Origin of the sequence: Caballeronia glathei (assembly GCF_000698595.1) — a bacterium.
GTDB lineage: Bacteria > Pseudomonadota > Gammaproteobacteria > Burkholderiales > Burkholderiaceae > Caballeronia > Caballeronia glathei.
Map to the genome: position 1 here is coordinate 41327 of NZ_JFHC01000015.1, position 26617 is coordinate 67943.

Annotated in this window: 22 protein-coding genes; 15 read left to right on the plus strand and 7 right to left on the minus strand. The window is 64.3% G+C overall.

Features of this window, described 5'->3' with window-relative positions; translation table 11 throughout:
- Positions 1-6: 6 nt before the first annotated feature.
- Positions 7-273, minus strand: a complete 267-nt coding sequence (locus BG61_RS44955) for an alcohol dehydrogenase catalytic domain-containing protein (protein WP_075584154.1) — start codon at positions 271-273, stop codon at positions 7-9.
- Positions 274-765: 492 nt separating this feature from the next.
- Here BG61_RS44955 and BG61_RS12195 point away from each other — a divergent pair, with 492 nt between their 5' ends.
- The 10 genes from BG61_RS12195 to BG61_RS12240 all read left to right on the plus strand — a co-directional run bounded on the left by BG61_RS12195 (position 766) and on the right by BG61_RS12240 (position 14555).
- Complete coding sequence (locus BG61_RS12195; RefSeq protein ID WP_035925788.1) at positions 766-2514, plus strand: GMC oxidoreductase; 1749 nt, start codon at positions 766-768, stop codon at positions 2512-2514.
- A gap of 51 nt (positions 2515-2565) precedes the next feature.
- Entirely contained in the window at positions 2566-3438 is an 873-nt protein-coding gene (locus BG61_RS39225; protein WP_051672451.1) for a cupin domain-containing protein, read from the plus strand.
- Positions 3439-4055: 617 nt separating this feature from the next.
- Positions 4056-5876: a phospholipase C gene (locus BG61_RS12205; protein WP_035925785.1), complete on the plus strand. Its 1821-nt coding sequence runs from the start codon at positions 4056-4058 to the stop codon at positions 5874-5876.
- A gap of 230 nt (positions 5877-6106) precedes the next feature.
- On the plus strand, positions 6107-7483 hold the full coding sequence (locus tag BG61_RS12210) for a cytochrome-c peroxidase (protein ID WP_232255974.1): 1377 nt from the start codon (positions 6107-6109) through the stop codon (positions 7481-7483).
- Positions 7484-8143: 660 nt separating this feature from the next.
- A complete protein-coding gene (locus BG61_RS12215) occupies positions 8144-9172 on the plus strand; it encodes an ABC transporter substrate-binding protein (RefSeq protein ID WP_035925782.1) in 1029 nt (342 codons plus the stop codon).
- Positions 9173-9193: 21 nt separating this feature from the next.
- Positions 9194-10651, plus strand: a complete 1458-nt coding sequence (locus tag BG61_RS12220; protein ID WP_035925780.1) for a sugar ABC transporter ATP-binding protein — start codon at positions 9194-9196, stop codon at positions 10649-10651.
- Positions 10648-11583, plus strand: a complete 936-nt coding sequence (locus BG61_RS12225; RefSeq protein WP_035925778.1) for an ABC transporter permease — start codon at positions 10648-10650, stop codon at positions 11581-11583. The genes BG61_RS12220 and BG61_RS12225 overlap by 4 nt, the downstream gene beginning before the upstream one ends.
- Entirely contained in the window at positions 11580-12569 is a 990-nt protein-coding gene (locus tag BG61_RS12230) for an ABC transporter permease (RefSeq protein ID WP_035925776.1), read from the plus strand. Before BG61_RS12225 ends, BG61_RS12230 begins: the two co-directional genes overlap by 4 nt.
- A 31-nt stretch (positions 12570-12600) precedes the next feature.
- On the plus strand, positions 12601-13509 hold the full coding sequence (locus BG61_RS12235; protein WP_035925774.1) for an SMP-30/gluconolactonase/LRE family protein: 909 nt from the start codon (positions 12601-12603) through the stop codon (positions 13507-13509).
- 26 nt (positions 13510-13535) lie between these two features.
- Positions 13536-14555 (plus strand): ABC transporter substrate-binding protein, encoded by a 1020-nt coding sequence (locus tag BG61_RS12240; RefSeq protein WP_035925772.1) that lies wholly within the window; start codon positions 13536-13538, stop codon positions 14553-14555.
- Between the two features lie 36 nt (positions 14556-14591).
- On the opposite strand, the gene BG61_RS12245 is transcribed toward BG61_RS12240, so the two are convergent.
- The gene (locus BG61_RS12245; RefSeq protein ID WP_035925903.1) at positions 14592-15653 is read right to left on the minus strand and encodes an LLM class flavin-dependent oxidoreductase; all 1062 of its coding nucleotides are present in this window, start codon (positions 15651-15653) and stop codon (positions 14592-14594) included.
- A gap of 129 nt (positions 15654-15782) precedes the next feature.
- Positions 15783-16016 carry a hypothetical protein gene (locus tag BG61_RS44960; RefSeq protein ID WP_035925770.1) on the minus strand — a complete coding sequence of 78 codons (234 nt, stop codon included), beginning with the start codon at positions 16014-16016 and terminating at the stop codon, positions 15783-15785.
- Between the two features lie 136 nt (positions 16017-16152).
- Between BG61_RS44960 and BG61_RS12250 the strand changes: the two genes are divergently transcribed.
- From BG61_RS12250 to BG61_RS12270, 5 genes are all read left to right on the plus strand, one after another.
- Positions 16153-17223, plus strand: coding sequence for an ABC transporter substrate-binding protein (locus BG61_RS12250; RefSeq protein ID WP_081868054.1), 1071 nt, complete (start codon positions 16153-16155; stop codon positions 17221-17223).
- Positions 17220-18092: an ABC transporter ATP-binding protein gene (locus tag BG61_RS12255; protein WP_035925768.1), complete on the plus strand. Its 873-nt coding sequence runs from the start codon at positions 17220-17222 to the stop codon at positions 18090-18092. The genes BG61_RS12250 and BG61_RS12255 overlap by 4 nt, the downstream gene beginning before the upstream one ends.
- On the plus strand, positions 18085-18933 hold the full coding sequence (locus BG61_RS12260; protein WP_370818043.1) for an ABC transporter permease: 849 nt from the start codon (positions 18085-18087) through the stop codon (positions 18931-18933). Before BG61_RS12255 ends, BG61_RS12260 begins: the two co-directional genes overlap by 8 nt.
- A complete protein-coding gene (locus BG61_RS12265; protein WP_075584155.1) occupies positions 18926-19807 on the plus strand; it encodes a type 2 periplasmic-binding domain-containing protein in 882 nt (293 codons plus the stop codon). Before BG61_RS12260 ends, BG61_RS12265 begins: the two co-directional genes overlap by 8 nt.
- Positions 19808-19870: 63 nt before the next feature.
- On the plus strand, positions 19871-21217 hold the full coding sequence (locus BG61_RS12270) for an LLM class flavin-dependent oxidoreductase (RefSeq protein ID WP_035925763.1): 1347 nt from the start codon (positions 19871-19873) through the stop codon (positions 21215-21217).
- A gap of 35 nt (positions 21218-21252) precedes the next feature.
- Here the strand turns inward: BG61_RS12270 and BG61_RS12275 are convergent, their stop codons facing one another.
- Genes BG61_RS12275 through BG61_RS12290 form a run of 4 tightly spaced genes read right to left on the minus strand, consistent with a single transcriptional unit; the run spans position 21253 to position 26429 of the window.
- Positions 21253-22989: a dipeptide ABC transporter ATP-binding protein gene (locus BG61_RS12275; RefSeq protein WP_035925761.1), complete on the minus strand. Its 1737-nt coding sequence runs from the start codon at positions 22987-22989 to the stop codon at positions 21253-21255.
- Positions 22986-23846 carry an ABC transporter permease gene (locus BG61_RS12280; protein ID WP_051672452.1) on the minus strand — a complete coding sequence of 287 codons (861 nt, stop codon included), beginning with the start codon at positions 23844-23846 and terminating at the stop codon, positions 22986-22988. Before BG61_RS12280 ends, BG61_RS12275 begins: the two co-directional genes overlap by 4 nt.
- On the minus strand, positions 23843-24772 hold the full coding sequence (locus BG61_RS12285; protein WP_035925758.1) for an ABC transporter permease: 930 nt from the start codon (positions 24770-24772) through the stop codon (positions 23843-23845). The genes BG61_RS12280 and BG61_RS12285 overlap by 4 nt, the downstream gene beginning before the upstream one ends.
- Position 24773: 1 nt before the next feature.
- Positions 24774-26429: an ABC transporter substrate-binding protein gene (locus tag BG61_RS12290; protein WP_035925755.1), complete on the minus strand. Its 1656-nt coding sequence runs from the start codon at positions 26427-26429 to the stop codon at positions 24774-24776.
- Positions 26430-26617 lie beyond the last annotated feature (188 nt).

Here is a 26617-nt window from a genome sequence, read left to right on the forward strand (position 1 = left end):
GAAGCGTCACGGACCGGCCGGAGACAAGTCTCGGGGCTCGTGACGAGGGACGGACTGTGCGGTCTGCCTTGCCTCGACCCGTACCTTTAGAAAATCAGCCATAAACCAGCATTTCCCCACCCGCCACGTTCCGGTCACACCCAGCGTGATCACTCGCTGTCCGACTGCCAGGGTGTCGACGCCTTCGCCTAGCGCGTCGACCGTACCCACCGATTCAAGACCAAGCACATCCGGGGGGACCGGGCCGAAGCCATAGCGGCCGCTGACCGGCATTTGACGACTGGCGTAAATTCCGCAGGAACTAGGTTAGCCACGCTTCCCGCGTTGCGCTTTTAAGTTTTCTCAGCATTTTCACGAACGAACGATTGATTTGAGCGCGATCTCCGCTGGAGCGCGTGCTTCATAAGCGATGTGCTCCAAAAAGCCACTTGGTCGGCAGGCGATGCAACGCGGTATGGGACCAAGGTCCAATACCGCGACCCTATCGCGTGGAATATTCTTCTTGAGAATTCCGATCAGCATCGTTCATCAGATGATGACTAATAGTCACCTGAGGACGAACAGCGCGGAATGTCTGCTTGCAAGCCCTGCCGACGCCTGACAAAAGGTTGGAACTCCAGCCCGTCCATATTCATGCGGTGTCCTTGCTGAGATGTGACCGAGCCGGATACTTGAACCACGAAGAGGTGTGTGAATCAGGCTCAATGGTTGTCGACGTTTTTCCAGGACGCCTTGTCGTCCTGCCATGTTGGATTGGAGGCATCAATGAGCGCCGTTTCCAGCTCCCCGAATTTTGCGCATGGCTACCCCACACCCGGGCCCCAGATCTCCACCCCTCAGAAGGTGATGGATCACGTGTTCTTCCTGTCTGAAACCGGATGGAAGCGGGTGCGCGAGGAAGAGCAGTTCGACTACATCATCATCGGCACCGGCTTTTGTTCCCTGGCCTTCGCGGAGCGCATGCTGGCGGTCAGGCCGGAGACGCGAATCCTGATGATCGAGCGCGGCCCCTTCTTTCTGCCCGAGCACTTCCAGAACCTCCCCATTCCCTACGAGCACACTCTGGGCGGCCTGTCGGAAACCTTCCCCTGGACGCTCTCCAGCGAGACCGCCAGCCAGCCCGCCGGGCATATCAACTGGCAGCACGGGATGGTGCCGTTTTTCGGGGGCCGAAGCATCATGTGGAGCGCCTGGTGCCCCCGACCCACCCGCGACGAGATGGCTTTCTGGCCGGAGGAAACCATCGCCGCCGCGGAGGCCCACTTCGCTTCCGCCGAAGCCCTGCTCAACGTCGTGCCTGCCGACAGGATCGACGCAGCTTACGGACCCGAACTGCGGAGCTTCATCAACCGGCAGCGGCCGACCTACGGCATCATGCAAACCTCCCTTCAGGAGATGCTCAACGAGAAAATCGGACTGATCGACTCGGCGACCCGCTGGCTGCCTGCCCCCCTCGCAGCGGGAGCCGGCGAGGCGGGCGGCGTGGACTTCGCCAAGTTCTCGACGCCTGCGGTAATCATGGAGTTGGCCTCGAAGCAGGCTGATCTGGCGGCGTCCGGGACCGGTAGCCCCTTGCGCATCGTGACGAACTGCATCGTGACGCGTATCCACGAGCAGGCGGGTGTGGCCACCGCGCTGGACACCTCCCGCGGGATGGTCAACGTCGGCAATGCCAAGGTGATCCTCGCGATGGGCACACTGCCGCCCACCACGCTGCTTCTGAACTCCTTTTCGCAGATGCAGCGGGCCGGCGATCGCTTTACGGCGCACTTCATTACGTCGGTGGTCGCGCGCGTGCCGCGCAAGGACTTCGATTTCGGCGAGCGCATCGGTGAGCTGGAGTTGGCGGCGATCTACCTCGCCGGAAAGAACAAGAACAACGACATGCAGTACCACGTGCAGCTCTCCGTGCTCTCCGACCGGGATCCGGCGAAGAATGCCGACAAGGCGGCCCGCTGCATGCCCGATGTCGTGGCGACGGCATCGATGGCGCAACTGCTCTCCTCCGAGGAGTATCTCGTCTTCGTGTGTGCCGTACTGGGCGAGGTCGACTTCCGCAACCCGAAGAACCACTTTCGCCGGAACGGAGAGTTGGACCCCACGACCAACGTGACCCTGCAGGTGCTCGCAAATGAAAACGACCAGATGACATGGGACACCATGGACGCAGGGACCTTCCAGATGATGGAGCGTGTCTTCGCCCCAAAAGGCAACGTGGAGTACTGGCACGGCGACCCGAATACCGGCACCTGGAGCTCGAAGCAGCCCACCATCGAGGAGCGGCGGGTTGGCGGGCTGGTCCACGAGGGCTCCACGTTATGGATCGGCGCCGGTCACGATGGGGTCGTGGGCCTCGACTATCGCCCCAACGGTGCGGAAAACGTCTTTGTCACCGGCGGAGCTCTGTGGCCTGCCAGTGGCTCCTGGAACCCCACCATGACCATGGTGGCGCTCGCCCAGGACCTCGCGGACCAGCAACTCAAATGCGTCCGCCAACCCTCAGCCGGGGCCTGAGCCAGGCATAACGCTGATTCAAACAACCGGATGCTCCCGACCGAGCCTCCGATGGGTGTGGGCGATGTGCTCGACAAAGCCGACGGCGTCTACTTCTGCATCAAGGACCGCAACTCCGTCTTCCTTTGGGTGAGCCAGAACTTTGCAGATCTGGTGGGACAGAGCAAGGAATCCTTGATCGGCAGCGCAGACGACCGCGCCGCCCATGTGGCACACGACAAGGCGGTGATGGCGAGCGGGCAGCCCCTGCTGAACTTTCACGAAACCATCGATGTGCCGGCCGCGGGCGGCGGGACGACGGCGCTGGAAATCGTCACGCAGAAGGGCCTGCTGCGGAAGAAAGGCGGGACAGAGATCATCGGGATCACCGTCTGCTTCGCGGAGCGCTTCCCCGCCGCCAACCGTGAGCCGGACGACCTGATCCAGAAGCTCAAGCTCACACCCACCGGCGTAGGCGGCCATTTCGCGCCAGGGCCCGGCAGCACGGACACGGTGCTCACGGCATCCCTGCCCGAGCGCTTCGTCGGCGATCGTCACTTGTACTCCACCAACTACTACCTGCTGAAGCAGGGAGAGGTGCTTGGCCTCCATGCTCTGAACCAGGATAAGCAATGGTTCTACCACCGGGGAAGTGCGGTGCGGCTGCACATCTTTTCTCCCGCCGGAGTCTACTCCACCGTCGACATCGGCGCGGATCTGAATCAAGGGCAGGTGCTTCAGGCGGTAGCGCTGCACAACCACTGGTTTGGAGCCGAACTTCTTGGGCCAGGCTATGTACTGGTGAGTTGCAGTCTGGCACCCGGCTACGATCGCCGCGACAGCGTCAACCCGACTGTCGCTCAGCTTGCTGCACTGAAACAGGTCTTCCCTGCACATGCTGATCTGCTGCAGAAGCTGGCCTCCGCCTCGAACTCCGAAGCGTAACAAAGCCTGTCTTCAGCCTGCTACAGCCGCCGGCAAGAACGGCGCGGGCGCAATCTGCACAGGGCTCCCGCACGCGAGCGTGACCGGGAGCACGGCTTCGCTTCACGTCGAATCCGCGATGCCGGTACGACACTCTTCACCAACGATTTCGTCTCCTCGCCATCGGGACGTCTTTCTCCTTGCGCGTCATTCCTTGGGCAAACGCCGCCCGCCAGCACGCGTCCCAGCGAAGTATCCCCCCGTTGATTGACAACCTCCAGACAACCGGCCGAATTCATTCCGGCCTGTTTGCATAAAGGATATGCACGATCGATTGCACGCTCGACATGGATCGACTCACTTGCGCGATCGATCCATTGCCTTGCGCAGCAAGCATCCAGCCAGTCTCCCGCACCGCACATTCAAACGTTCCTCTTTCAATTCGACGATTAAAGAAAGAGAACGGTAAATAAATATGATGCTTTTGTCGGCATAGCGTCGTCAAACATTAATACCTCGATGATTCAATCCCGATCGTTCTGGAAGAAAAGTTTCGGCTGTTTATGGCCGAGAAGTCAACCGGCCTCGTGTCCTGAGTCAACGTGAGCCGGCAAACAAAAAAAATTGGAGTGTCCTGCATGCTTCGCCAATCCCTATTGCCAATTCCTTTCGCTGTACTACTTTCGCTCGCGGCTTGCGGTCACAGCGACGACAACACGGCGGCGTCCGCCCCGCCCGCACCGGTGTCCGCGCAGGACGCCGCAACGACAGCCACGCCGATCAAGCACGTCGTCGTGATCTTTGGCGAGAACGTCTCATTCGACCACTACTTCGCCACCTACCCGAACGCAAACAATCCGGTGGGCGAGCCCCAGTTCATTCCCGCGGCCGGAACGCCCGCGGTCAATAACCTCGCCACCGCGAAGCTGATCGATGCGAGCAATCCGAACGCGCTTGCGACATCGCCGAATGTCATCGGCCGAACCGTCGGCGGCGTGACCTTTCCCGGCGTGATGGTCACGAGCGGCTCCACGAAGACACCGATTCCAGCCGCTGATCTGGTCCCCTTCCGCCTCGACCGGTCCCAGGCGAACACCGAGAGCCAGAACCACGCGTACACGCCCGAACAACTCGCCTACAACGGCGGCGCGATGGACTCGTTTCCGCTCTTCACCGCTGCTTCGTCGACCATCGCCGGAAGCACGGGTGCCTTCGGTTCCCCGGGGCAGGTGCTCGGCTTTTTCGACGGCAACACGGTAACCGCGCTCTGGAACTACGCCCAGACTTTCGCGATGAACCAGAACGCCTACACCGACACATACGGCCCTTCCACGCCCGGTGCGCTCGAAGTGATCTCCGGACAGAATCATGGCGTGCTGCTGAGCGGCGGCACGTCGTCGAGCAACGCGATCCCCGATGGACAGGGCGGCGGCGCCTTCACTATTGTCGGCGACCTCGACCCGACAGGCGACGTGTGCACGCTCGCGGCCAAGAGTGCGCCGACGGGCGCGATGTCGAGCTCGAACAAGAACATCGGCGACCTGCTGAACGCGAAAGGCATAACGTGGGGCGGTTTCATGGGCGGCTTCAACCTGCAAACCGTCAACCCGAACGGTACGACGGGGTGCAGCCGGTCCACCTTCTCGCAGGTGCTGAACGCGACCAAGACGGACTACGTCCAGCACCACGCATGGTTCCAGTACTACGCATCGACCGCGAACCTCGCACACACCCGCCCCACTTCGGTGGCGACCATCGGCACGACCGATCCGCTGGATAACACTGCGACACCGGTGCATCACCAGTACGACAGCGATGACTTCTTTGCGGCCGTATCCGCGGGCAACTATCCGTCGGTCAGCTTCCTGAAGGCGCCTGCCGTAGGAGACGGCCATCCGGGCAATTCGGATCCGATTGACGAACAGGCCTTCGTCACCAAGGTGGTCAATTTCCTCCAGCAGCAACCGGACTGGAAGAACACGGCCGTGATCATCGCCTACGACGACTCGGACGGCTGGTACGACCATCGCTACAAGGCGCCGACCAGTTCCTCCTTCGATGCCACGACCACCCAGAAAGTCAATGGCTCCACGCTTGTGGGCTACGACCAGTTGAACGGACAGGGACAGTGCACGTCCGCTGGTGCCGTGCAGCCACTCGGCGTCAACGGCGGCGTGGTGAACGGCCGTTGCGGTCCCGGCACGCGCACGCCGTTCCTCGTGATTTCACCTTATGCGAAGACGAACTTCGTCGACGACACGCCGATCACCCAGGCGTCCGTCGTGAAGTTCATCGAGGACAACTGGCTTGGCAGTCAACGTATCGGCGGCGGGTCCTTCGACACGACGGCGGGCAGCATCATGAACATGTTCGACTTCACGCAGAACGTGACGGCGCCGCGTACGCTCTTCCTCGACCCGAATCTCGGAACGAAGCTGCCGGCGGCGCCGACGACCTGATCCGGGTCTCCGGCAAGCACGCGTCCCAGCGCCGCGACTGCATCGCCCCGCGCTTGCGGGGCGCGCAATCCGCAGTCATCGCGGCGAGCCGGCACAGCGCCGGCTCTGCTCATTCCTGTCGTTCGAATGCACCACGTTCCCTCTCCGCCATGAACCATCGCTCGACCGCAACGTCGCGATTCCCCTCCCCTGCAGACTCCAGCTCCAATTCCGCATCCGGCAAGGCCGGCATGTCAGCGCGGCGACTCCTCGTCGCCGGAGCATGTGCGCTTCTGGCCGCATCGTTCGCATTCTGCGCATACGCGCTTGTTCATCCGGAGCGAGTGCCGGATGCGGCCGGAGCGATCGTCGAGAAGCTCACCGGCGCCAATCCGCATCCAGTCAAACTGATACTTCCGCCCACTGCCCCACTGAGCGCAATGGCGCAACTCGGCAAGCAGATCTTCTTCGATACTTCGCTCTCGGCGTCGGGCAAGCAATCGTGCGCCTCGTGTCATAGTCCCGAGCACTCGTACGGTCCCGCGAACAATCTGGGCGTGCAGCTCGGCGGCGCCGACATGCAGCAGGCGGGATACCGGCCGCCGCCTTCGCTGACGTATCTCTATCGGCAACAGCCCTTCAGCATAGGACCCGACGCGAACGATACGGACGTGCCGGTCGATCTCGCACAGGTCGCGTCTCAGGCACTCGGCTCCGCGCGCGCTCAGAAGAACGCCGGTGTCGCGCCTGCGGCTCCCGCGATGGTTCCGCAAGGCGGATTGTTCTGGGACGGCCGCGCCGATACCCTGCAAGGCCAGGCGCTCGTTCCACTGCTGAATCCTGTGGAGATGGCAAACTCAAGTCCGGCTGAAGTAGCACGCAAGCTCGCCAGCGCGACTTACATCGACAAGTTCAAGCAGCTCTTTGGCGCAAATATCGAAAGCAATGCGAGCCTTCTGGTCACCGAGGCGATGTTCGCAGTCGGGCGATATCAGATGGAAGACCCTTCGTTTCACGCCTTCACCAGCAAGTACGACTACTGGCTGCAGGGGAAGGCGCGCTTGAGCGCGGCAGAGCTGCACGGCATGAAGCTTTTCAACGACCCGAACAAGGCCAACTGCGCGGGCTGCCATCTGAGCAAGCCGACGGCCGACGGTCTCCCGCCGCTTTTCACGGACACGCAATACGAAGCCCTCGGTGTGCCTCGCAACGCGGCGCTCGCAATCAACAAGGATCCGAGGTTCTTCGATATGGGCGTGTGCGGACCATTCAGACACGACCTCGCGGAACAGACGCAATACTGCGGCATGTTCCTCACGCCGACGTTGCGCAACTCGGCCAATCGTCACCTGTACTTCCACAACGGCGTCTACCGCACGCTTGAACAGGTGATGGACTTCTATAATTTGCGCAGCACGAATCCGGAGAAGATCTATCCGCACGATGCGTCGGGGAAGGTCGAGACTTATAACGATCTCCCTGCCCGATATCATGGGAACGTGGACATCTCCGATGCGCCGTTCGATCGCAAGCCCGGTGACAAGCCGGCCATGACGCAAGACGAGATTCAGGACATCATCGCGTTCATGAATACGCTGAACGACGGCTACAAGACAAGCGGCTCGTAATGTTGGGCCGTCCGGATGTGCGGCCACGGATGGCGGATCGGTGATCGCGGGGGATAAGTCGAACGCCGCGCCATCGCACCCTTGCGAACACTTGTACCGGGCACTGGCGGCCGTGCGCAGTCACACGAGCGGCAATGCTGCACGAGGATCGCGACGAGTGCAGCGAAACGCGCTCGCGATGGCACGGCCACATGTTGCCCCCGTCCGCATGTACCGATGGACCGCCCGGCTTTCAATGGCGGCCGTCGCTGTAAGGTAGCCAACTCGACTTGATTCTCGCCCGCGCGCAAGGGCGGCAGACTCGCGGTGCGTGGTCTCATTATCTGTTCCGTTAATCGAATTGCACGACGCAAAAGCAGCCGCTATACTGCGTCGGCGGTCGCTGGCCTTACCACTCGAATTGGCCTGACCAAAAAGACGGAATTCAAGGCAGCTGTTTGAAAGCAAGGCTTCGGCAGTTCGCCGATGCGCTCCGAAGAGGCATGCTCATGATGATGTCGTTCCATTCGTTCGGCCCGGGCGCGTACCACCCCGCGCGCCACTCATCCATCGCCTTCATGCGAGCGGCGGCTATCCGCCCCCACATCTGCCGCGCACCCCGTCACCGGCGCTGACATCAGCGCCCTATCGACAAACAAAAAAATATCAGGAGACGACAGAATGTTCCGCAAAGGAATGCTGGCTACGGCCGCGCTGGCCGCGTGCGTGCTCGCGAACACCGCGCACGCGCAGGTGAACACAGGCGATACGTCGCAGAAGAAGATCGCGCTGTCCAACAGCTTCGCGGGCAACGCCTGGCGGCAGTCGATGCTCAAGAGCTGGGACGCCGTGTCGCAGCAGGCTGTCGCGGACAAGAAGATCGCCGCCGCGCCGGCGTTCACCACCGCCGAGAACCAGGTGACCGAGCAGGCGCAGCAGTTGCAGAACCTCATCCTGCAAGGCTATAGCGCCATAGTCATCGACGCGGTGTCGCCAACCGCGCTCAACGGCACCATCAAGAAGGCGTGCGCGGCGGGCGTGGTCGTGGTGTCCTTCGATGGGATCGTCGACGAGCCGTGCGCGTATCGCGTGAATTTCGATTTCAAGGGCTGGGCCGAACAGGGCGTCGAGTATCTCGCCGAGCGCCTGAACGGCAAGGGCAACATTCTGGAAGTGCGCGGCGTCGCGGGGATTTCGGTCGACAATCTCATGCATGAAGGCGTGCTCGATGGTCTCAAGAAGCATCCGGGCATGAAGCTCGTCGGCTCGGTCAACGGCGACTGGACGCAATCGGTCGCGCAGAAGGCCGTCGCGGGCATCTTGCCGACGCTGCCGCAAGTCGATGGCGTCGCGACCGAAGGCGAGATGTCGTTCGGCATCGCGCAGGCGTTCAAGGCGGCCAATCGTCCCGCGCCGCCGATGATCATCGGCAGCACGTATCCCGAGCTGCAATGGTGGAACGAACAGACGAAGAGCGGCTATCACTCGCGTTCGCTGTCGAATCCGCCGGGCGCGGTGACGTTCGCGTTCTGGGTCGCGCAGCAAGTGCTCGCAGGCAAGAAGCTTCCAAAGGACATCACCATCAACGTGCCGCTGCTCGCGATCTCGCAGCAGGAATTGCCGGCGAAACTCGCGGCCACGCCGCCGGGCGGCATCGCCGACGTGACTTATACGCTGCCGCAGACGGTCGCGCTGCTCGACAGAAAATAACGCCTCTGATGGAGCATGTGAATGAGTGACGCACTTATTCGCTTCGAAGGCATTGGCAAGACATTCGGCCGCGTGCGCGCGCTGGCCGATATCGACTTCACGTTCATGCGCGGCGAATGCGTCGGCATCGCCGGGCACAACGGTGCGGGAAAGTCGACGCTGATGGCCATACTCGCGGGCGTGTATGCGCCGACGCAAGGCCGCATCGAAGTGGACGGGCAAGCCGCGCCGCATTACGACGCGAACGCCGCGCGCGATAAAGGCGTGCGCTGCGTGTTTCAGGAGCTTTCGCTGTGCGCGAACCTAACGGTCGCGGAGAACATGTGCATCGTGCATCCGCAGTTGCGCGGACGCGGCTGGCGGCGCCGCGCGACCGCGTTGATGCGCGAGAAGCTCGAGGAGATCTTTCCAGGCAACGGACTCAAGGGCAACGAACTCGTCTCCGATCTCACGCTCACGCAGCAGCAAATGGTCGAGATCGCGCGCGGCTTCACCGTGACGGATGCCCCCGTGCGTCTCGTGATTCTCGACGAGCCCACGTCCTCGCTCGATGCGCATACGGCCGAGCAATTGCTCGCGTTCGTGCGCACGGCCGCGCAGAACGGCATCACGTGCCTGCTCATCACCCATATGCTGGGCGAGATCGAGCGCGTGGCGGATCGCGTGATGGTGATGCGCGACGGCAGCATCGTCAGCGTGCTGCCCCGCGAGGCGTCGAGCCGCGCATCGATCATTCAGGCGATGGGCCAGCATCTCGAAGCGGAGAAGACGTCGGGCGCGCCGCGCGTCACTGCCGATCGCGGCAATGAGCGGCACTTCCGCTGGAATGTGGGCGCGAGGAAGAACACGGCGATCGACGCTTCGCGCGGTGAGATCGTCGGCTTCGCGGGACTCGCCGGGCAGGGGCAGACCGAAGCGCTGCTATCGATCTACGAAGCGGCGACCCGGCGCGGCGCGGGGCGTGCGAAGGTCGCGTTCGTCGCAGGCGATCGTGGACGCGACGGCGTGTTTCCAGTCTGGTCCATCGCCGAGAACCTCGACTTGCGCTGGCTTCTCGGCGGCGCCAAAGCCAGGCGGGGTCTGGTCGACTTCGCGGCAGCGCGCGCTGTGGTTCAGGCGTGGCGCGCCAGGATCGGCATACGCGGGGCGTCGATGAACGCGGGCATTCTGTCGCTCTCCGGCGGCAACCAGCAGAAGGTTCTCTTCGCCCGCGCGCTCGCGTCGGACGCCGATCTCATTCTCATGGACGACCCCACACGCGGAGTCGATGTCGGCACCAAGCGCGACATCTATCGACTCGTGCACGATGAAGCCGCGAAGGGCCGCACTTTCATCTGGTATACGACGGAAAACGAGGAGCTGTCGCACTGCGACCGCACGTACGTGTTCCGCTCGGCCGCCGTCACGCGCGTGCTTCAGGCCGACGAATGTACGGAAGAAGCCCTGCTCGCGGCCAGTTTCGAGGAGCACGCCGCATGACATTCGCGATCTCGCAAACGCGCTTGCGCGCGCTGCTTCCCGCCATCTCGCTCGTTGCGGTGCTGGTGCCGATCCTCATCATGCAGCCGGCGGTGATGAGCTACTTCGGCTCTAACCTGTTGTTGAATCTCGCCGTGCCGATCGTGCTCGCAACGCTCGCGCAGCTCGCGATCATCACCGTGAACGATCTCGACCTCTCGATTGGGCCATTTGTGAGCCTCGTCGCATGCATCGGCGCCACGCTGCTGGTCAGGCAACCGTGGCTCGGGGTCCTCGCGCTGGTCGGCTGCGTGCTCGCCTATGCCGCCGTCGGTGCACTGATCGAATTGCGGCAGATTCCGTCGATCGTCGTCACGCTCGGGCTGTCGTTCGTATGGAGCGGACTCGCGATCGTGCTGCTGCCGTCGCCGGGCGGCACGAGCCCCGCGTGGCTCGGCGCCGCCATGAGCTACCAGACACCGATCGTCGCCGCGCCCATCGTCTGGTCGGTGCTGATCGCGATCGTGGGTCATCTGCTGCTGATGCGTTCATCGGCGGGCGTGCGCATTCGCGGCGCGGGCGGCAATCCGCGCGCGATGCGCCGCTTCGGCTGGTCGCTCGTGCGCTGCAAGGCGACGCTGTATGGCGTCGCGGGCGTGTTCGGCGTGCTGTCGGGGCTGTCCTTGCTCGGCTTGACGACTTCCGCCGATGCCAACCTCGCGCTGCGCTACACGCTGCTGTCCATCGCGGCGGTGATACTCGGTGGCGGCGAGTTCATCGGCGGGCGCGTGTCGGTGACAGGCGCGGTGCTCGGCTCGATCACGCTGACGCTCGCCGCATCGTTCCTCGCGTTTCTCAACATCTCGGCGGACTGGCAGGTCGGCATGCAGGGCGCGATTCTCATCGTGGTCTTGTCGTTGCGTGTGCTGCTGCAACGCGGAGAACGCCGATGAACCCGCACACTTCGAGCGAGCCGATCGCCGGGAACGATCAGAGCGCGTGGGCGCGGCTCAGAAGCATTCGGGCGCCGTGGGTGTGGTCTTTCGCCGGTGCGGTGCTGGTGTGGCTCGCCATCGCCGCGATCTTCGGCTTCGGCATCGCGGGCAATGTCGCACAGACGGCGCTCACGTACGGCGTGTTCATGGTGCTGGTCGGACTCGGGCAGATGCTCGTCATCACCTCGGGGGTGGGCAACATCGACTTGTCGGTGCCCTCGACGATCGCGCTTGCCGGCGTCGTCGGCATGCATGTGATGCAAGGCGCCAACGCACAGATTGCGCTGGGCATCGCAGCGGCGCTCGGCGTGGGCGTGGCCGTAGGTCTCGCGAATTACGCGCTGATTCGCTTGCTGCGCATTCCGCCGATCATCGCGACGCTGTCATCGAGTTTCATCATCCAGTCGGTCGCCATCACGCAAGGGCGTCAGCTTCCGCCGCCGCCGCCCGCGCTCGGTGCGTTCGCGACGGGTGGCTTTCTGCATGTGCCCTATATCGCGCTCGTCGCGCTCGTGTTGTCCTTTGCGCTGGCCGTGCTGCTGCATCGCGCGGTGTACGGGCGCAGGCTCTCGGCCATCGGGCAGAACTCACGCGCCGCTTGGCTCGCGGGTGTCGACGTGCACCGCACGCGCTGCCTTGCCTATGTGCTCTCGTCGATGATCGCGGCGCTCGCGGCGCTGCTGCTCTCTGCGGTTTCAGGCGGTGCGTCGCTCGACATGGGCGTCGAGTACATGCTGATCTCGATTGCCGTGGTCGTGATCGGCGGCACGCTCGTAACGGGCGGCAAGCCGACCATTGCCGGGGTGTGGGGCGCATCGATGTTCCTGTTTCTCACCAACGCCGTGCTCAACGCGGTGGGCGCGGATGCGGGCGTGCGCTCCATCGTCTACGGCGTGCTCATCATCGCGGTGACTGTCGCGGCGGGCGGCAAGGCGCTGCGCTAGTTCTCAGGCGAAAATCAAAGGACGAGGAGACATGAAACCCAGCGATTTCGAAGTGCACGATCCGCGTTTCAGGCTGCTGCTTCAGCCGAATGCGTTTCTGACGAAGCTCACCGGCGATTGCCTGTGGGCCGAAGGTCCCGTGTATTTTCCGGCGGCCGATCTGCTTGTCTGGAGCGACATTCCGAACAACCGCATGTTGCGCTGGGCGCCGGGCATGGGCGTGGGCGTGTATCGCGCACCATCGAACTACAGCAACGGCAACACGCGCGACCGGGAAGGCCGGCTCGTCAGTTGCGAGCACGGCGAGCGGCGGGTCACGCGTACCGAGCACGACGGCAGCGTGACCGTGCTGGCCTCGCATATCGAAGGCAAGCGGCTCAATTCACCGAACGACGTCATCGTGGATTCCCGCGGCGACATCTGGTTCACCGATCCCGACTACGGCATCCTCAGCGACTACGAGGGCTATCGCGCGCAGAGCGAGATCGGGCGATGCAACGTCTATCGCGTGGGGTCGGAGAACGGGCAGGTGGAGATTGTCTGCGACGACTTCGTCAAGCCCAACGGGCTCGCGTTCTCTCCGGACGAATCGAAGCTGTACATCGCGGACTCGGCAGCGTCCCACGATGACAACGCGCCGCGCCATATCCGCGTGTTCGATGTCGCAAGTGACGGCGCATTGCGCAACGGCCGCATCTTCATCGAGATGACGAGCGGCGTGCCGGACGGAATGCGCATCGACGAGCAGGGCAACGTCTGGACGAGCGCCGAGGACGGTGTGCATTGCTATGCGCCCGATGGCGCGCTGCTCGGCAAGATACGGATACCCGAAGTGGTGGCCAACCTCACGTTCGGCGGGTTCAACCGGAATCGCCTGTTCATTGCCGCGACATCATCGATTTATTCGCTGCATGTGGGCGTGAGAGGCGCGGGACGTTGAAACCAACTATAAACAGGAGACAACACATGCAATTGCGCAAGTTCGCTGCGGCACTGGTCATGGCCGCATTTTCCGCATCCGCGCTCGCGCAGGTCGCGACCGGCGATACGTCCCCGGCGAAGATCGCCTTGTCGAACAACTATGCGGGCAATAGCTGGCGTCAGCAAATGCTCAAGAGCTGGGCCAACGTCGCGGATCCGGCGGTCAAGCAAAAGATCGTCGCTGCGGCGCCGAGCTTTACCACCGCGGAGAGTCAGGCGACCGAGCAGGTCCAGCAGATCCAGAACCTCATCCTGCAGGGCTATAAGGCGATTGCTGTCGATGCGGTCTCGCCCACGGCGCTGAACGGGATCATCAAGCAGGCCTGCGCAGCGGGCGTGACCGTCGTCTCGTTCGACGGCATCGCGACGGAGCCTTGCGCGTATCGCATCGCAGTGGATTTCCAGGGCATGGGCCGCATGCAGGTCGACTATCTGGCCAAGCGTCTCAACGGCAAGGGCAATTTGCTGGAGATTCGCGGGCTCGCCGGTGTATCGGTCGATGATGAGATTCATCAAGGCATCGCCGATGCGTTGAAGAAGTATCCGGACATGAAGATCGTCGGGTCGGTGCATGGCGACTGGACGCAGACCGTCGCCCAAAAGCAGGTCGCGGGCATCCTGCCGACCCTGCCGAAAATCGATGGCGTCCTCACGCAAGGCGGCGACGGCTTTGGTGCGGCACAGGCCATCAAGGCGGCAGGACGGCCCACGCCGGTCATCATTCTCGGCAATCGGCAGGAAGAGCTTGCGTGGTGGGCGGAGCAGAAGAAGAGTGGCTACGAGACGATGTCGGTCACCATTCCGCCTGGCGCGTCCTCGTTTGCATTCTGGGTCACGCAGCAGATCCTCGCGGGCAAGAAGGTGCCGCATGACATTCGCATGCCGGTGCTCGAAGTGAAGCCCCAGGAACTCGATGCCGTGCTTGCGAAGACGCCGCCCGGCGCGCTCGCGAACAAGGAATTCACGCGTGAGGAAGTGGTTGCGGTCGTGGACGGGAAAAAGTAGCGGGAGGAATGCCGCTTGCGGGACGGCCGGCGTGGCTCAGGTGGCCTGCAAGCGGCGCACGCGCGGCACGACCTCTTCGGCAAACGCGCGCATGTCGGTCTCGAAAGGCTGAAACTGCAGCATGAAAAGCTCGATGCCTGCGCGGTGGAACGCCACGATACGCTGCGCGACCGTGTCGTAGTCGCCGACGAGCCCCGCCGCCGTGCCGCCGTTCGAGCCGACACGCGCCGACTGCGCGAATGTCTGGATCATCACCACGTTGGGATCGATGTTCGCCTTCTGACGCTCACGCAGCGGCTTGTCCTGTTCGGCCAGTTCAAAGAGACGCTCGAGATGGGCCGACGCCGCGGCCTGCGTTTCGCGCGCAATCACAAAGGCCGACAGTCCGAAGCGCAGCGCCGGTTGTCCAGGGGGCCGGGCACGCGCGGAAACGTCGGCGATGAGACGCGCCACATCGTCGGCCGGCTGCCCGTTGATGAACCATGTGTCGCCGTGTGCAGCCACGAGCGAGCGCGCCGGCTCGGACTCGCCGCCCACGTAAATGCGCGGACGCGTGCGAAATGGATCCGCCGGAAGCAACCGATAGCCGTCGATGCGGAAATGGTCGCCGTGGTGATGCACGGTCTCGCCGCGCAGCAGTGCGTCGACAACCGTGATCCACTCGCGGCCGTAGGCGTAGCGCTCGTCGTGTTCGGCGAAGCCTATGCCGGCACGCTCCAGTTCCGGACGATTCCACGCATTGACCAGATTGATCGCGAAACGACCGCCGCTGATGTGTTCGATCTGCTGCGCCATCTTGGCGAGCACGACGGGATGGTAGAGATAGGGCTTGATGGCAGCGATGATCTCGATGCGCGACGTAAGCGCCGCAAGCGCGGCGGATGCCGTCCACGCCTCGAGCTGATCGAGCGAGGGGTCGTGCGGATTGATCGTGTGCTGGGCGACAAGCACCGAGTCGTAGCCGAGGCGTTCGGCCTCGAGCACGAGCGCCTTGTTGCGCGCCCAGGATGCATCGTACGGTTCGTCCGGGTCCTGAAGCGCCGCCCGGCTGCCGTGCACGAGCGCCCAGACGCCGAAGCGCGGGAAGGTGGATGACATCGATTTCGGGTAAGAGTAACGTTCGATCAGGACGCCCATCCTACCGTTGCTTCTGCACCGCGCGATCCAATTTCCAGCCATATCGTTGTATCGAATTCGCATATGGAGCGGATCGCTTCGAGCATGGGGTCAACGCTCACGCACGCGACACGACGAATCATCCGCACGGCGTACCGCCTCCTCGACAAGGCCGGGCAATGACAGCGTGATGATGCCGGCGTACACCCTGGAAATCTCGAAGGTGAACTGCGAGTAGGTGACCAATTCAAATCCTTGCGGGAGAAGCAAAAGGTGAGCCTTGAAGTGAAGCAATCGCCAAAGGGAAAACAGGCCGCCAACATCCGCGCCGAATGATCCCCTCAAGGCACGTATCCCGAATCTAACTTAAGCATTTTTAATTGGTTGGGCCGTCGTGTGCCTGAAGCGAGAATTTCCCGGTATGGCGCCGCGTGCGTCAGGCACCGAATTCATTCATCGCTCCGTTCATCAGGTCCACACAATGAAGGCGACTCATACTCCCCACCGCGCACGCGGGCTCAAAAGATCGGTCATCACGGCATGGGTCGCGGCGGCTGTCCTCCTGCAAAGCGGATGCAAGCCTCACGACGGGCAGGCGCAAACGTCGGCGGCTTCGTCCCGTCAGGAAGTGACGTACTTCAAGTATCCGGACAACCCGGCCTTCGATCTCGTCTACCTCGCCGACAAGCTCGGTTACTTCGAGAACACGAGCACGCGACCAAAGTACGTCGGCAAGGTGTCGGCGCCGCAGATCATTCCGCTCGTCGGCACCGGCGAAATCGACTTCGGCACGCGCATGGTGCCGCTCGTCATCTCGGCGATCGCGAGCGGCGCGGACATCAAGGTCGTGTCGGCCGGCGGCGAAACGCTGCCCGATGCGCCGCACATGAAATACTTCTCCCGCAAGGATTCCGGCATCCGCTCGCCGAAGGACTTCGAAGGCAAGACGGTCGCCTTCAACAGCTTTGGCGCGTGCGCCGAGTTCGTGACGAAGAAATATCTGTCTCAGCATGGCGTGGACGTATCGAAGGTGAACTGGCTCGTCGTGCCGGATAACCAGTCGCAGCAGGCGCTCGTCACCAGGAACGTGGACATCGCCATCATTCACCCGCCGTTCTCCGGCGCGGCGGAAGCCGATCCGCAACTGCACAAGCTGTGGAGCGACTGGGACGAGGACCGCGGACTCGGAGGCATGGCGCCTTACAGCGTGAACGGCGCGTTCGCGCGCGCTCATCCGCAGGCCGTGAAGGACTTTGTCAGCGCGATCGCCAAGGCGGGCAACTGGGTGAACGCCCATCCCGACGAAGCGCGCAAGCTCACCGCGGAACGGCTCGGCATCGATGTGAACCTCGTCGAGCGCTATGCGTACGTGAAGGATCTCGTTGTTACCGAGCCGCCGATCCAGTACTACATCGAGATCCTCGAGCAGGCCGGCAAGATTCCGAAGGGCAAGGTCGCGGTCAAGGACGTCTATACCAACGAGTACAACGCGCTCGCCGTCAGGCAATCACAGGCGAACGCGACAGCGAACGAGACCGGGAGCCGGTCATGACCGCGAGAGAACACTTGCCCGACAAGATCGTCGCGCGCGATCTCGCGCTTTCGTATCCCAACGCGGCATCGGACTCGGGTCATGCGGTGCTCAAGGGGTTCGATCTATCCGTGCGCGATGGCGAATTCCTCTCACTGCTCGGGCCCAGCGGATGCGGCAAGTCGACCTTCCTCAACATCCTAGCGGGCCTCGTGCCGCAGAGCTCGGGCGATATCCGTGTCGACGGCGAACCGGTCAGCGCGGCGCGGCACAAGCTCGGCGTCGTGTTCCAGGGATACGCGCTCTTTCCGTGGCGCACCGTGCGCAAGAACGTCGAGACCGGCCTCGAAATCCGGCGCGTGAGCCGCGCGCAACGGCGAGCGGAGGCGGAGCACTATCTCCGGCTCGTCGGCCTGCTCGATTTCGCCGATCACTATCCCCACCAGTTGTCGGGCGGCATGCGGCAGCGCGTCGCAATTGCACGAGCGCTCGCCTATGGACCGGAAGTGCTGCTGATGGACGAGCCGTTCGGCGCGCTCGACGCCCAGACGCGCGAATCGCTGCAGCAGGAACTCCTTGGCATCTGGGAGAAGAGCGCAAAGACCGTGGTGTTCGTCACGCATAGCATCGACGAGGCGATCTTCCTCTCCGATCGCGTGGCAGTCATGGGGCGCGGGCCGGGACGCGTGAAGGAGATCATCGACGTCGATCTGCCGCGTCCGCGCGACGCATCGCTGCGTCATTGCGCGGCGTTCATCGCGCTGAGGCAAAGAGCGTGGGAAAGCCTGAGCACGGAACTCGCGCACGCGCATAGCCATTCGTATGCGCCGCCCGTGCGGACGGCGCGCGACTCCATCGCCGAAATCTACGCGGGAGAGCCACATGCGTGAGGAGACCAGCGCCCGCGACCTGCCGATGCTCATTTCCGTCAATGCCGGGCGCGCGCGGCTCCCCGGAAGTCCGGCTCGCCTTTCGGTGGCGTTCGAACGATGCGTTGCTTTAGTCGGCTTCGTCGTGCTGTGGGAATTGTTGCCGCGACTCGGCATCGTCAGCGCGGCTTATCTGAGCCCGCCTTCGGACGTGGCCGTCGCGATCGTCCGGCTCTTCGGGAACGGAGAGGTGTGGAAGCATCTGAGCGCGAGCGCCATCCGCTCGATCAGCGGCCTGTTGCTCGCTATCGCAGGCGGCGTGGTGTCGGGCTTTGCGCTTGGATGGTTTCGCCGCGCCGAGCGCATCGTCGATCCGCTTTACCAGTTGCTCCGCCAGGTCTCCGCGTTCGCGCTCTTTCCCGTGTTCATGCTGTTTCTGGGGATCGGCGAGTCATCGAAGATCGCGATCATCGTCTGGGCCGCGTTCTGGCCGGTGCTGCTCAACACCATCTCGGGGGTCAAGCAGGTCGAGCGCATCTTCATCGACGGCGCGCGTTCGATGGGCGCGTCGCAAGGCTTCATCTTCGCGAAGGTCGTCCTGCCTGCGGCGTTGCCCGAGATCCTGACGGGCATCCGGATCGCGGGGGCGTACAGCATTACCGCGCTGGTCGCGGCCGAGATGATCGGCGCGCGCTCGGGGCTGGGTTTTTATACGCTCAATTCGCAGGAGACGTTCCAGATTCCGGACATGTACGCGGGCATCGTCCTGCTTGCGCTCTTCGGCCTGTCGATCAACCAGGGGCTGTCCCTGCTCGAGCGACGGCTTCTGCGCTGGCGCGTGGGGCTTGCGCAGAATGGCTAGGGCCGCGAGCGCGAGTACCGAGGCTGGCGTCCGGTGGCGGCCGGCAGGATTCGCGGTCGTACTTGCCGTGCTGTGCGCGCTTTCGTGGTGGCTGGCCGGTGGCGCGATGCAAAGCGGGCCCGAGGCAGAGGGTCCGTTCGCGGCCGCCATCGCGCGCGGCACCCTGATCGTCGCGGTTTCGCCGCGGCCTGCGCCCGCGCTGAACGTCGGCCCGGTCGATCGCACGTCGCGCGTGCCCGATGCGTACTCGGCGGCCCTCGCGTCCGATCTCGCGCGCCGCGCAGGCCTGCCCGTCGAGTTTCTGCTGGCCGGAACGCGTGAAGCGCGAACGGCCGTGCAATCGGGCAAGGCCGACGTCGCGATCGCCGCCCTGCCCTTCGCCCCCGATGCGTCGGTTGCATTCGCGCCGACGGCGTACACGACGGGGCGAGGCATGGCGCTCGTCCTGAGACACAGTAGCGTGAGAGGCTGGGACGACCTGCGCGGCCGCTCGATCTGCGCATCGCGGGGAAGCCCGTTCGCGACGCGCGCCGCCCAGTCCCATCACGCGACTCTGCAAAGCTTCGAGCGTCCGCTCGACGCACTGCTCGCGTTCCAGGCAGGCGAATGCACGGCGCTCGTCGATGATGAACTCGTCGTCCGCGCTTTGCTGAAACAGGTAAGCTGGACCTACTATCGCGCGCTGCCGGGCACGATCGCGCCGTCGCCTGCATTCATCGCATCGGCGGGCGGCGACGTCGCCACTGCCGCTTTCATCGACGACACCGTGCGCGACTGGCACCGCCACCGCTGGCTTGCCACGGTCCGGCAGGATCAGGCCAGCCATCTCGCATTCGACATGTTCAACGCAGAGAACGATTTGTATTGCCACTGAGGCAGCGAATCGATCCGTCATGCCGTAACGGCCACGTAACGCACCCTCCCTCTTCGGATCACCATGAATCAACGCTTGCCGCGCCTTCTGCATCTGAACGTCAACATCCTTCATTCCGGCTTCGTGCCGAGCGCATGGCGGCTTGCGGACGCCGACCCGCTGGCATTCATCGACGCAGCGCATTACGTGCGCGTCGCGCAGATCGCCGAGGCCGCGAAATTCGACGCTGTGTTCCTCGCCGACAACGCGTCGATTGCCGACCAGATCGACTTCCGCCCGATTACCGCACTGGAGCCCACCGTGCTGCTCGCAAGCATTGCGGCCGCCACCACGCATATCGGCCTCATCGGCACCGCGTCCACGAGCTACAACGAGCCGTACAACCTCGCGCGGCGCTTCGCGTCGCTCGATCATGTGAGCCGCGGCCGCGCCGGCTGGAACATCGTCACGACCGCGGATATCGGATCGGCCCGCAACTTCGGCCGCGATGCCGTGCCGGACCACGCCCAGCGCTACACACGCGCGTCGGAGTTCGCCGATATCGTCAAGGCCCTATGGGACAGCTGGGAAGACGATGCGCTTGTCGCCGACAAGGCAAGCGGCCGCTTCATCGATGTCGGGAAGGTCCACCCGATCGCGCATCGCGGCGCGCATTTCTCGGTGCAGGGGCCGCTCAATCTGCCGCGCTCGCCGCAGGGACATCCGGTGCTGGTGCAGGCAGGCGGGTCGCCGGACGGCCGCGAGCTCGCCGCGCGCCATGCGGAGGCCGTGTTCTCGGCCTCGCAGTCGCTAGAGGAATCGGCCGCGTATGCCCGCGAGCTGAAGGCGCGCGCGCAGGCCTGCGGTCGCGGTCCCGATGCGATTCGCGTGCTGCCGGGGCTGACGACAATCGTTGGCGCGACCGAGGCCGAAGCACTCCGACGCCGCGATGAACTCGTGGACATGATTCCGTGGACCTACAGCCTCAACCGGCTTGCCGGCACCCTCGGCGTCACGGCGGACCGCTTGCGCCTCGATGAGCGCCTGCCCGGGGACTTGCCGCTTCCGGCGAATGGGAATGGCAATCACACCTTCTTCAACGCGACGCTCGCGCAGGCGCGGCGTCACGGCTACACGGCGCGCGAGCTGATCCGCGCACTGGCAGGCGGCGGCGGACACCGCGTCGTGGTCGGCACGCCGGAGCAGATTGCCGATGACATCACGCACTGGTTCAACGCCGGGGCGGCGGACGGATTCAACCTGATGCCAGACGCGCTGCCGGGTGGTCTGCAGGATTTCGTCGATGGCGTTGTGCCGATCCTGCGCAGGCGCGGGCTGTTCAGAAGCGAATACGAGGGCAGCACCCTGCGCGATCACCTGGGATTGACGCGGCCCGCCAACACCCCGGGCGCGCTGCGAGAAACGGCCTGATGTCCGAAGCGACGGCGAACACCGGGGCTTCCTCTTCAGACGAGTTCTGCCCGTCCCCGCTGTTCGCGTTCACGTCCATGAAGCGCCGGCGTCGAAGCCATCAGCAGCCGCGTGTACGCATGCTGCGGCCGTGCGAACACGCGCTCCACATCGCCCTCCTCGACGATTCGTCCGGCCTTGAACACCAGCACGCGATCGCTCAGATGACGGATCACATCCAGGTCGTGCGAGATGAACAATAGCGACGTGCCGAGCCTTGCCTGAAGCGAGGCCAGCAGATCGAGGACCTGCGCCTGCACGTAGACGTCGAGCGCGGACACCGGCTCGTCGCAGACGATCAGCGCAGGCTCGGGCGCGAGCGCACGCGCGATCGCGACGCGCTGCCTTTGCCCGCCCGATAGCGACACCGGACGCCGCTCGAGAAACGCCGCGCCGAGCCCGACCTGCTCGAGCAACTCGACGCTGCGCGCGAGCAGCCCTGACTTCGAGAGCCTTTGATAAAACAGTCCCTCTTCGAGCAGTTGCCGTACCGTGTGACGCGGATCGAACGAACTCAGCGGGTCCTGCGGGATGTATTGCAGACGCGGCCGCAATGCGCGCCGCTCGTGCTCTTTCACGTCGCGGCCGTTCCAGCGCGAATCGACGAAATGGACGCTGCCCGCATCCGGTGCGAGCAGCCCGAGCACGATGTTGGCACACGTGCTCTTGCCCGATCCCGACTCGCCGACGATCCCCAGTACCTCCCCCTCGCGCACGAAGAACGACACGCCGTCGAGTGCGGTGAAGCGCTGCTCGCCGTCTCCGCCGCGACGCCGGTACGTCTTGCCGATGCCATCTACACGCAGCACAGTCCGCTGAGAGCCGCCGAATCTCGGCGGCAGCGGATCGCGCACGATCGACGGCACATGGCCCTCTTCGCGCGACGCGGGCACGATACGCGCCGAACTCAGGCGATGTCCGCGCGATTGCGCCGACGGCTGTGCGGCGAGCAGTTGCCGCGTGTACGGATGAGTCGGATGGTTGAGCACGTCGGCGGTCGCGCCGCTGTCGACCACGTTGCCGTCGTACATCACGAGCACCCGGTGCGCGATGCCGGACACAACGCCCAGATCATGGCTGATCAGCAATACGCCGACGCCGAGTTCGAGACGCGCCTTGAGCACCGCCAGCACCTGCGCCTGCACCGTGACGTCGAGCGCGGTCGTCGGCTCGTCGGCAATGACGAGTGCCGGACCCGCCGCAATCGCCGACGCGATCAGCGCCCGCTGGCGCAAGCCCCCGGACAGCTCGTGCGCGTATTGCTTCGCGCGCCGCGCCGGCTCGGGAATACCGACGTCGCCCATCACGGCGCTCACGCGCGCGAGCCGCTCGCGGCGCGAACGCAGCACGCGATGATGCTTGAGCACCTCGGCAATCTCCACGCCGATCGTGCGCAACGGATCGAGGGAGACGAGCGCGTCCTGCATCACGAGGCCCGCGAATGTGCCACGCAACGCGCGCCATTCGTGCACCGTAAAGTTCAGCGCTGCGCGGCCGCCGACTTCGAAGCGTGCGGCATCGACTTGCGCACCGGGCCCTGCAAGGCCGATCAGGCTGCGCGCCGTCAGGCTCTTTCCCGAACCGGACTCGCCGACAAGCGCTACGCACTCGCCGGGGCGAATCGTCAGATCGACTCCGCGCACGAGCGGCGCACCGCCATTCGCATGAGGAAAGCGAATGCTCAGCCCACGAATATCGACGAGCGGATTCTGCGAGTTGGAGGGATGGGTCATCGCGCGCGCACCTCGTACTTGCGTTGCAGGAACTTGCCGATCACGGCGAAGGAGAGCACCGTCAGCGTGATCGCCATACCGGGGAAGACGCTCGGCCACCACGCCACGCGCAGTACGTCGCGGCCCTCGGCGAGCATCACACCCCATTCGGGCGTGGGAGGCTGCGGGCCCAGGCCAAGAAAGCTCAGGCCCGACACGGCGATGATCGCGCTGCCGATATCGATCGTTGCGATCACCGGCACGGCGACGAGCACGTTCGGCAGCACATGGCGCATGAAGATCCCGCCGCGCGACAGCCCGTAGCTGAGCGCATGCGTGACATAGTCCGCGCGGCGCACGACAAGCGCCTGGCTGCGCAGCACGCGCCCGAACTTCGGGATTCCCGCGATGCCGACCGCGATCGCGATGTTGACAATGCCCTGCCCAAGAAACGTCACGACGAACAGCGACAGCAGGATCGGCGGGAAGGCGGACAGCACGTCGAAGACCCGCGACGCCGACTCGTCGGCAAGCCGGTTCCCGAGCCCCGCACTCAAACCGATGACGAGACCCACCGCCAGACTGACGAGCATGCTCGCAAGGCCGATCAGAAGCGAATAGCGCGCGCCGTGGATCACGCGCGAGAGCACGTCGCGGCCGATCCGGTCGGTGCCGAACCAGTGTTCCCCGCCGGGCGGCTGCAGCGCGTGCACGACGTCGCTCACGAGCGGATCGTACGGCGTGACGAAGCGCGGGAAGGCCATCGCCGCCGCGAGCGCGATGAGGAAGGCCGCTGCCAGCAGCACGGCGGCCGGGATCGAGCGAGGCCAGCGCAGACGCGCGCGCAGCCCGAGCGGAAATTGATCGACGTGACTCATCGGCTGCGCAGCCTCGGATCGATGAAGAGATAAGCGATGTCGAGCAGCGTCGAGATCACGACATGCACGAACGCCGCCAGGAGGACCACTGCGAGCACGACCGGCACGTCCTGCGCCGTGACCGCGTTGAGCGTCACGCTGCCGATGCCCGGCCGGCCGAACATTTTCTCGGTGATCACCGCACCGCCGAGCAGGCTGCCGATCAGCCATCCGCCCAGCGTGACGACCGGCAGCAGCGCGTGACGCAGCACGTGGGTGACGCGCAGCGTGAGCTCCGGGACGCCGCGCGAGCGCACGGTGGTCACGAACGGCTTCTCGAGCGCCGCTTCGAGCGACTCACGCATCACTTGAGAAAGGATGCCGGCTGTCGGCAGCGCGAGCGTGACGGCCGGCAGGACAAGCGCGCGCCAGCCTCCGGCGCCCGACACCGGAAAGAGCCGCAACTGGAACGAGAACGCGATCAGCAACAGCATGCCCAGCCAGAATACGGGCGTCGAAGTGAAGGTGAGTTCGAGCACGGATGCCACGCGCACCGCCCACGCGCCGCGCGTGCCGCTCAAGCCCGCTGTCGCTGTCGCGACGACGATCGCCAGCGCGATTGCGAGCAGCCCCGCCGATCCGGCGAGCTGCACGGTCGGCCAGAGCTGGCTCTGCAAGACGGCCAGCACAGGCTGCTGCATCACGAACGACGTGCCCAGATCCGCGTGCGCGAGACGCAGCAGGAACTGCCCGTACTGCCAGGGAAGACTGCGATCGAGGCCCCACTGCGCCGCGATCGCCTCGCGCAAGCCGGGATACGCGAGGTCGCCCGCCAGCACATCCTCGATGCGCCCCGGCAGCGCATGGATCGCGACGAACGCGACCGAGGCCGCGAGCCACAGCACGAGCAGGCCGGTCATCATCCGGGTCGCGATCTTTCTCGGCATGTCACGCTCCCGGCTTGTCGACCCACAGGTCGTACGAACTCGCCGGACCGTCGAGCTGCGGCTCGAAGCCAATGCCATGCACGGTCGACTTCGCGGCAAGCTGGTAGACCGGCGCGAAGAGCGGCACGATGAATGCCTCGTCGACGGCGCGCTTCTGGATGTCGCCGAGCAGCTTGCGGCGTTCTTCGCCCACCGGCAGCACGCGCGCACGGTTGATTTGCCCGACGATCGCCGCATCCGGCGAGGCGATCGCGTTGTAGAGGAAGCCCTTGTCTCCGAGCATGTCCCACAGTTCCATCGCGACGTCCGACGGGTTGTCCGTGTTCGGATAGATGGTCCAGTTGCCGCTTGCCTTCTGGTTGGCGAAATCCCCCGCCGTGGTGATGCGAAGCCCGAGGTCGAGCCCGATGTTCTGCCGCAGCGCGGACTGCACCGCGCGGATCAGCACGTCGCGACTGTCACGCACATATGGTTGCGGATAGCCGACTTCGATCGATAGTCGCTTCCCGTCGCGCACGCGAAAGCCCTCACTGTCGCGCTGCGTCCAGCCTGCTTCGTCGAGCAGCTTGTTCGCGGCGGCCACGTTGTTGCCCCACGAGTCCTTGAGGCTCGCGTTGTAGTCCGGATTGTCGGGGCCGATGTTCGACCACGCGCGCCGCACCGTGCCGAGATACACGCTCTTCACGATGGCGTCGAGATCGAAGCCGTCGCGCAGCGCGCGGCGCACGCGCACGTCGCTCGCCGGCGCGACCGTGTAATTGATGTTCAGCGTGAACGACGTGGTGGCCGACGGGCCGCTTACATACTGGAAGCCGTCGACCTTGTCGAAGACGGCGATGTCGGTCGGCTGCACGCCTTCGATCAAATCGACCTGGCCCGAGCCGAGCGCACCCGTACGCACGGCGGCTTCCGGCAGGAAGCGGTACGTGACCCGGTCCAGATAGGCCGGCCCCTGATGCTGAGCATTGCCGGGCGCCCAGTGGTAATCGGGGTTGCGCTCGAAGGTCGCCTGCTGTCCGCGCTGATACGACCTGAACACGAACGGCCCCGTTCCGACGATGCCCGGCCCGCCGCCGCACAAGTCCTTGTTTTCCGCGAGCGCTTTCGGCGAGATGAAACCGAGCTTGACGCTCGACAGCGATTCGAGCGTGGTCGAGTCGGGCTGCTTCATCACGAGCCTGACCACCGAAGGCGACACGACCTCCACGCGATCGAAGTGAACCAGCAGCGACGCAGACGACGAAGTCGTGCTCACGTTCTTCAGGATGTAGTCGAAGTTGGCCTTGACCGCGGCGCTGTCGAACGGCGTGCCGTCGGTGAACTTCACGTCCTCACGCAGGTTGAACGTGTAGCTCTTGCCGTCGTCGGCCACGCTCCACGACTTCGCGAGCCACGGTGCGTACGTGCCGTCGGTCTTCTTCGAGATCAGCGAATCGATGTAGTTCCGGATCACCCAGAACGAATTCTGCTGCGACGAGCGATGCGGGTCGAAGCACGCGGGCTCGGTCGTCACGCCCCAGGTCAGCGCGCCGCCCGTGACTGCCTTGGCCGCGGAAGCCAGCGCCTGCGATGCCGGTTCGGATTTGTTGCAGCCCGCAAGCGCGATGCTCAATGCGATAACCGTCGCGCCCCCGAGCGCGAGTCGTGTTGCTTTCATGTGACGAGTTCCTGTCGAAGATCGAAGCGGCCCATGCGGCCGCTGACTGAATGCCATCGATGACGTCCCACGCGCCATCCGTTATGCGCGCATTTCCGGCGCTTGCGCTTCATCGCAAGCGCCGAAACCGAATTTGGCAACGCAGCGATCGTGCTCTGCATAGCGGCATCGGGCGCATGACGTCGGAT